A 7,235-nucleotide genomic window follows, 5' to 3' on the forward strand; every position below is an offset into this window, starting at 1 on the left:
TAATAATTGTTGAATAGATTTTGTCTTTATCAAGAAATATCCTTTAAAAATCAGTTTTTAGTTATGGTTTAATTTTCATCTCCAAATAACCTAATTTGGTTTTTCACTAATTTTGGCGAAGAGCCAAAAAGTTAGATAGAATTACATGAATTAACACAAATTTCAATGTTCTAATTGTATTCAAATGTAATTAAAACCCATATTTATTTCGTGAAAATCCGTGTTGTCTTTTTTATTTTTACTACAAACTCACACTAAAAATGGTAGAACGAAAATAAGGATAGTAGAAACTATCCTTAAATATTTACGATGTAGAATATAATTTTCTAGAATTATTGATTCAAGATATGGAACATATAATTAATTATTACAAAAACAAAATTCCCAAAAAACAGCAAAATCATTTATACACAAAAAAGTCAAATCTACAAAACCTCCAACGTCTGCAAATTAACCAAATTGGCATAATTTCCATTCATCTTGATTAACTCTTCATGTGAACCTTGCTCCACAATTCTACCTTTTTTCATTACTACAATTAAATCAGCATTTTGAATCGTTGATAATCGGTGCGCAATCACAATAGAAGTTCTATTTTCCATCATGTTTTCTAAACCTACTTGTACTAATTTTTCAGATTCAGTATCTAGCGCTGAAGTCGCTTCATCCAATATCATAATCGGTGGGTTTTTCATCACTGCTCTTGCAATAGCCACACGCTGACGCTGTCCTCCAGATAACATTCCGCCACCATCACCTACTGGACTGTTGTACTGCTCTGGAAATTCCGAAATAAAATTATGTGCATTCGCTATTTTAGCAGCACTAATAATCGCATCCATACTAGGTTCATCAATACTCAACGAAATATTTTTTGCAATAGTATCGTTAAACAAGATGGAATCCTGAGCTACAATTCCCATTTGTTTTCGTAATGATTTTGCTTTTACATCCTTAATATTTACACCATCAAATGTAATACTACCTTCTGTGACATCGTACAATCTTGTTACCAAATTAGCCAAAGTAGATTTTCCACTACCCGATTCTCCTACTAATGCCACTCGTTTACCTTTTGGCACTGTTAGATTAAAATCACGTAGTACGTATTCATTATCGTATTTAAAGGAAACATTCGTAAATTTAATTTCACTTTTAAACTCAGTAATTTCTATAGCATCAGGATTATCTTGTAAGGGATTAGTTGCGTCTAAAATAAAAGCAACTCGTTCATAAGCTGCATTTCCACCTAATAAAGCTTGATTTGCTTTAGTAATCGATTTGGCCGGAGTTAGAATTTGATACGCTAATCCCATATAAGCAATAAAAGCACTTCCACTCATTGAACCATCAATTAATACTAATGATCCTCCATATACTAATAAAATTGATATGACAAAAATCCCTAAAAACTCACTCATAGGTCCTGCCAGACTCATACGAGCTCCCATTTTATTATTCAAGTTATTGATATGTTCTGTAGAATTATAATACCTTCGTTTGAAGAAATTTTCAGATGTAAAGTTTTTAATCACTTTAATTCCACCTAAAGTCTCTTCAATATCTGATAATAAATGTCCTTCAAGAGAAAAAATATCCCCTGATTGACTTTTGATAGATTTACTCATTTTTGAAATCAAAAACCCAGAGATAGGCAAGAAAAGAAATACGAAAATAGTTAATTTCCAACTAATAATAAACATAGATGCCATAGTGAATACAATTGTAAGTGGTTCACTAACCATCATTAACACACTCATAAAAGCTCCTTTGATCGTATTAATATCCGATGTCATTCTAGAAATCAAATCTCCTTTTCTTTCGTTCGAAAAAAAAGATACTGGCAACCCTATTACTTTTTGGTACACATCATTTCTTAAATCTTTCAAAATTCCATTATTCAAATAAGTCATATAAACTATCGAAATGAAATTGAAAAGATTTTTTAGTAAAAAAGTTGTCAGAACAAAAACCACCATCCAAATCAAAGTGCTTAAGGCTCCTTTAGTCTCAGTATTGTGTGTAATAAAATAATTCAATGACTCTTCTAAATATCTTTTATCGATACTTTTAATCCCTTCATATACTGGTTTTACATGTACTTTTTCTCCATCTGAAAACAAAACTTTCATTAAAGGAAAAAGCGAAAGCATTGAAATTGCTGAAAATAATGCATATAAAACATTGAAAATAATACTAATAACAAAATTCCTTTTATGCGGGATTAAATACTTTAGAAAGCGTTTGAAATTTTTCATTTAATAACTTTAGATTTAAAAAAGGCGAAAATTTAAGTACCTATTTTTGGCAAAGATAAAATTAAAATAGTTTTAAAACTAAACAAAACTAAATCAGAGTCCTCATAAAATAGAAACAAATACAGAAATACAAACATACTCAATAGTTGCAATAATTAAGTATTTTTTTTATACTCACTAGGAATGTTACTATTGTACTTTTTAACAATTTTTCAAACTGATACCTATTCAAAAAACACAATTATTGGAGAAAATATATTTACTTGAATTCATAATTCCAAAACTTTTAAATATAAAATCACAAACAATTAAATCAATATAAACAAACAAAACCTGTATACTGATATAAATTAACCTATTCCATAAAAAACAACAAACCAATACTAATCTCTGATAATAAATTTGTTTTAAGAACTGGATAAGTGATTGTTCCTCACAGAGTCAATTTATTCTTCGATTTGATATAAGAATATCATCTATATGAAATGAAAAATCTCCAACCATTTTTGACTACATTACCTTATTTTAAGGCAAATGTATTATTCAATTAAATTTTCAATTCTTTTATCAGGAACAATCCATAATACAGCAACAGCAATATAAAACATTCCCGATATCCATGGAGAAATAAAGGCCAATGGAATAGCCAAAAAATAAAACAGTAATGAAATCTTTCCTTTTTTATCGTCCTTGATGGCGTTTTTCAAAATGGATTCCTTACCCTGTAAATGAATCAATTTATTTTGCAAGGTAAAATAAGCGATAGCACTCATCATCAAAACAAAACCATAAATACTCATGGGAACAGCTGAAAAATGTTGTTCTCCAATCCAGCTAGTAACAAAAGGGATTAGCGACAACCAAAACAATAAATGCATATTTAACCACAATACCGCACCATTTACTGATTTTATAGATTGAAACATATGATGATGGTTATTCCAGTAAATCCCTACATATGTAAAACTTAAAATATAACTCAAAAACACCGGAATTAGAGGCTCTAAAGCTTCAAAACTACTTTCATGTGGCGCTCTTATTTCGATAATCATAATAGTAATGATTATAGCTAAAACACCATCGCTAAAGGCTTCAATTCTGTTTTTATTCATAACGTATTCGTTTTTAAAATAATTTGATGAAAAATAAATGTGAGGTTAACTTTTTTAATTATCCAATTCTAAAGGTTCTAATAGCTTCAACCCATTCGTCTTTTTCACAAACGTTACACTTTGCTATTCCAGGCATTTGATTTTCAGTATGTCCACAAAAAGTACATGCATACAGCCCTGCAGCTGGAATTGTTTTACTCTTTTTTTGAAATAAGGAAGGCAAAATAGGCAGACCATACTGAACTTCTTTATCCTCGTAATAAAACACACTTAATTCTCCACTAGTTTCTAAAAAAGCATTCTTTACTTGTCCCAAATGTTCAATAGACTTAACTCTGAGTTCGGCAAAAAATTCATCTTGCGCCAAAGTTTCTTTTTTAAATGAAGTGATAGAGAATCTCCCTTCTTTAATAAGACACTCTACTTTTCCCTCAATTAATTCCTCAAATTTTTTATTTTTTGCGGTAAGCCATGTAACAAATCGATAAAGTATAATAACTACCAAAAATACTATAGCTGCGGGTATAATACCTACATCTTCATAAAACATAGGATCACCTGCTGCAGAACCTAAAGCAATAATAATTACAGTTTCAAAAATTGATAACTGTTTGACCCCTCGTTTCCCAGCTAATTTTATCGTCAATAGCAAAATAAAGAACATTACAGTTGAACGGAATATGACTTCTAAAATAAAACTTTTAGGTAAGTCATTAAACAACAACCTATCCCATTCAAAAATTTCTTTCATAAAGATTTAGTTTTCAAGACTTAATTCAATCGCATTGGAAAACAAATCTGCCAATGTAATTCCAGCTACTGCAGCTTGTTGCGGCAACAAACTTTCTGTGGTTAAACCTGGAATCGTATTCATTTCAAGCATGTGTGGTTCGTCATTTACAATAATAAACTCAGAACGAGAAAATCCCTTCATTTTCAACACTTCGTAAGCACGCTTAGCAATAGCACCTACTTTTTGAGTCATTTCGTCAGAGAGGCGAGCAGGTGTAATTTCCTGTGATTGCCCTAGGTATTTTGCTTCATAGTCAAAGAAGTCATTCTCAGATACGATTTCAGTAATAGGCAATACGGTGGTTTGTCCTTTATAATTAATAACTCCGACTGAAACCTCTGTACCATCAAGGAAACTTTCAATAATGATTTCATTGTCTTCTTTGTAGGCTATTTCAATTGCTTTGGGTAATTCGGATGCGGTTTTTACTTTTGAAATTCCAAAACTCGAACCAGCTTTATTAGGTTTAACGAAACATGGCAAGCCTACTTTGACAATGATTTCCTCAATATTGATTGCATCTCCTTGATTCAAATAATAAGAAATCGCGGTTTTAATCCCGTATGGTTTTAAAACGGATAGCAAATCTCTTTTGTTAAATGTCAATGCAGCTTGATAATAATCACAAGCAGTTTGTGGGATAGCAAGTAATTGAAAATAAGCTTGCATTAACCCATCTTCTCCAGGTGTACCGTGTATTGCATTAAATACACAGTCAAAATGAACTCGATTTCCATCAAGAACTACTGAGAAATCATTTTTATCAATTGGATATTCAATATCATTTGCGTCGACGTAAACCCATTTTTCTTTAAAAATATGGATACGGTAGGCATTGTACTTGTTTTTATCTAAATTTTGAAAAACTACGTTTCCGCTAATTAATGAGATTTTGTATTCACTTGAATACCCACCCATGATGATGGCAATATTTTTCATTTATTGTTGTTTACTATTTATATTTATTGAATTGAGTACTATTGTTTTGAAATCAAATGCCCTAATTACTTCACACTACTTATAGTTCCATCGGAGTTCCATGAACTTCGTTTGAAAAAGAAATCTTTTATATAAGTCTTTTCTGTACTAACATAAAAATTGTAACGAATAGCGGGACATCGGAGATTCAGCGAAGCTAAATAGCTCTAAAAAACAATAAACAAAATTATCATTTTTTTTGGAACGAAATAGCTTTATCTTTGTCACATATTAAAAATAAATTATGAGTTTACGTAAATACCTTACGAGTCGAGTGTTTTTTACTCAAGTTTTACTAGCTGCCGTGTTTATAGGCGTTTTAGGATATTTGTTAACACATTGGTTAACCTTTACAACGGATCACGGAAATGAGATTACTGTTCCTGATTTAAGTAAATTAACGGAAGAGCAAGTAGAAGAGAAATTAGACGAATTGGATTTAGCATACGTACTGTTAGACAGTGTGGACTATAGAAGTGGCTACCCTAAACACTCTGTGGTTCAACAAGATCCATTGCCTGGTGCTAAAGTAAAAGTGGGACGCAAAGTATACATTAAAATTAATGCTTCGGGTTTTTCATCCATTAAAATCCCTGATTTAGTTGATAAAACCTATCGTGAAGCTATTCCTACTTTGAAAGCTTTAGGACTTGAAGAGGGGATAATTACCTATATTCCAAATTTAGCAAAAGATATGGTATTAGAAATGCGTTTTAAAGGACGTAATGTAAAACCTGGAGATAAAGTCTTGAAAGGTTCTAAAATTGATTTGGTTTTAGGAGATGGTAAAGCGAGTTATGAAGAGAGTATAGAAACGGATAGCCTTGCTACTCCAACTGATGAAATGCCAAATGAACAATAATATAGAGTCAGTTGACTTAGATGAAGAATTATTCGAACACCATAGATTTGAAGTTCCAAAAGGACAAACTTTGTTGCGAATTGATAAATATTTGATGGGTTTAATCCCTAATGCAACTCGTAATAAGATTCAAAATGCAGCGATTGGCGGAAATATTTTTGTCAATGAAATCACAGTAAAGTCCAATTATAAGGTTAAACCCTTTGATGTTGTAACGGTTATGTTATCTCATCCACCCTTTGAGAATCATGTATTGCCTGAAAATATTCCATTGAATATTGTCTATGAAGATAACGCTTTGTTACTCGTTAATAAAGAACCAGGTCTTGTGGTACATCCTGGTCATGGAAATTATACTGGAACGCTCGTAAACGCCTTAGCTTTTCATTTTGAAAACCTACCAATGAATAGTAGCGAACGTCCAGGATTAGTACATCGTATTGACAAAGATACTTCGGGTTTATTAGTAATTGCAAAGACAGAAGCGGCGATGACGCATTTAGCAAAGCAATTTGAAGCCAAAACTACTGAAAGAGAATATGTGGCTTTGGTTTGGGGAAATGTAGCAGATGAAAGCGGAACGATTGAAGGAAACTTAGCCCGCCACTTAAAAGATCGTATGCAAATGGCTGTTTTTGCAGATCCAGAAATAGGAAAACCTGCCATAACACATTACAAAGTTTTGGAACGTTTTGGATATGTTACTTTGATTTCGTGTCAACTTGAAACAGGACGCACCCATCAAATTAGAGCTCATATGAAACATATAGGACATCCTTTATTTAATGACGAACGTTACGGCGGTCATTTGATCTTAAAAGGAACTACGTTTACTAAATACAAGCAGTTTATAGACAACTGTTTTAAAGTATTACCAAGACAAGCTTTACACGCTAAAACTTTAGGGTTTGTTCATCCTAATACAAAATAACACATGAGGTTTGATACTGAACTACCTAAAGATTTTCAAGATTGTATTGAAAAATGGAGAGGCTATTCAAAATCAAACATGATTGATGATGAGGATAACTAAACCGCTCTATCAATGAAACACCTCTATTTAATACACTATTTTAAAATCTACATGATTTTTTATTATATTAGCAACAGATTTGAAGAAAATGATCGGACTTTGACAAAGAGTTGCGAACTTGTATTTGCGAACAAAACCTATGTTTAAAAGGGTGATTATATCCCCTCACAGATTAGGTTGAAATATAAAAGACCTCTTC

The 7,235-nt window shown here is 31.7% G+C and carries 5 protein-coding genes and 1 pseudogene; 2 read left to right on the forward strand and 4 right to left on the reverse strand.

Annotated features, from left to right (window positions below; genetic code table 11):
• Nucleotides 1-425 precede the first annotated feature (425 nt).
• The 4 genes from WBQ70_RS07475 to WBQ70_RS07490 all read right to left on the reverse strand — a co-directional run bounded on the left by WBQ70_RS07475 (nt 426) and on the right by WBQ70_RS07490 (nt 5,102).
• On the reverse strand, nt 426-2,258 hold the full coding sequence (locus tag WBQ70_RS07475) for an ABC transporter ATP-binding protein (protein ID WP_423912414.1): 1,833 nt from the start codon (nt 2,256-2,258) through the stop codon (nt 426-428).
• Between the two features lie 539 nt (nt 2,259-2,797).
• Entirely contained in the window at nt 2,798-3,370 is a 573-nt protein-coding gene (locus WBQ70_RS07480; protein ID WP_423912416.1) for a TMEM175 family protein, read from the reverse strand.
• A gap of 58 nt (nt 3,371-3,428) precedes the next feature.
• Entirely contained in the window at nt 3,429-4,121 is a 693-nt protein-coding gene (locus WBQ70_RS07485; RefSeq protein WP_423912418.1) for a DUF421 domain-containing protein, read from the reverse strand.
• 6 nt (nt 4,122-4,127) lie between these two features.
• Entirely contained in the window at nt 4,128-5,102 is a 975-nt protein-coding gene (locus WBQ70_RS07490) for a D-alanine--D-alanine ligase (RefSeq protein ID WP_423912420.1), read from the reverse strand.
• A 283-nt stretch (nt 5,103-5,385) separates the two neighbouring features.
• On the opposite strand from WBQ70_RS07490, the gene WBQ70_RS07495 reads away from it, so the two are divergent.
• Both WBQ70_RS07495 and WBQ70_RS07500 read left to right on the forward strand, forming a co-directional pair.
• Nucleotides 5,386-6,003: a PASTA domain-containing protein gene (locus tag WBQ70_RS07495; protein WP_423912423.1), complete on the forward strand. Its 618-nt coding sequence runs from the start codon at nt 5,386-5,388 to the stop codon at nt 6,001-6,003.
• Nucleotides 5,993-7,036: pseudogene (locus WBQ70_RS07500) on the forward strand (RluA family pseudouridine synthase). Before WBQ70_RS07495 ends, WBQ70_RS07500 begins: the two are co-directional and overlap by 11 nt.
• Nucleotides 7,037-7,235 lie beyond the last annotated feature (199 nt).

Source organism: Flavobacterium sp. (assembly GCF_049590715.1).
Taxonomy (GTDB): Bacteria; Bacteroidota; Bacteroidia; order Flavobacteriales; family Flavobacteriaceae; genus Flavobacterium.

Excerpts from the sequence above, each read along its gene's own strand:
- WBQ70_RS07475 (WP_423912414.1), bottom strand. The coding sequence starts at position 2,258 with ATGAAAAATTTCAAACGCTTTCTAAAGTATTTAATCCCGCATAAAAGG.
- WBQ70_RS07480 (WP_423912416.1), bottom strand. The coding sequence starts at position 3,370 with ATGAATAAAAACAGAATTGAAGCCTTTAGCGATGGTGTTTTAGCTATA.
- WBQ70_RS07485 (WP_423912418.1), bottom strand. The coding sequence starts at position 4,121 with ATGAAAGAAATTTTTGAATGGGATAGGTTGTTGTTTAATGACTTACCT.
- WBQ70_RS07490 (WP_423912420.1), bottom strand. The coding sequence starts at position 5,102 with ATGAAAAATATTGCCATCATCATGGGTGGGTATTCAAGTGAATACAAA.
- WBQ70_RS07495 (WP_423912423.1), top strand. The coding sequence starts at position 5,386 with ATGAGTTTACGTAAATACCTTACGAGTCGAGTGTTTTTTACTCAAGTT.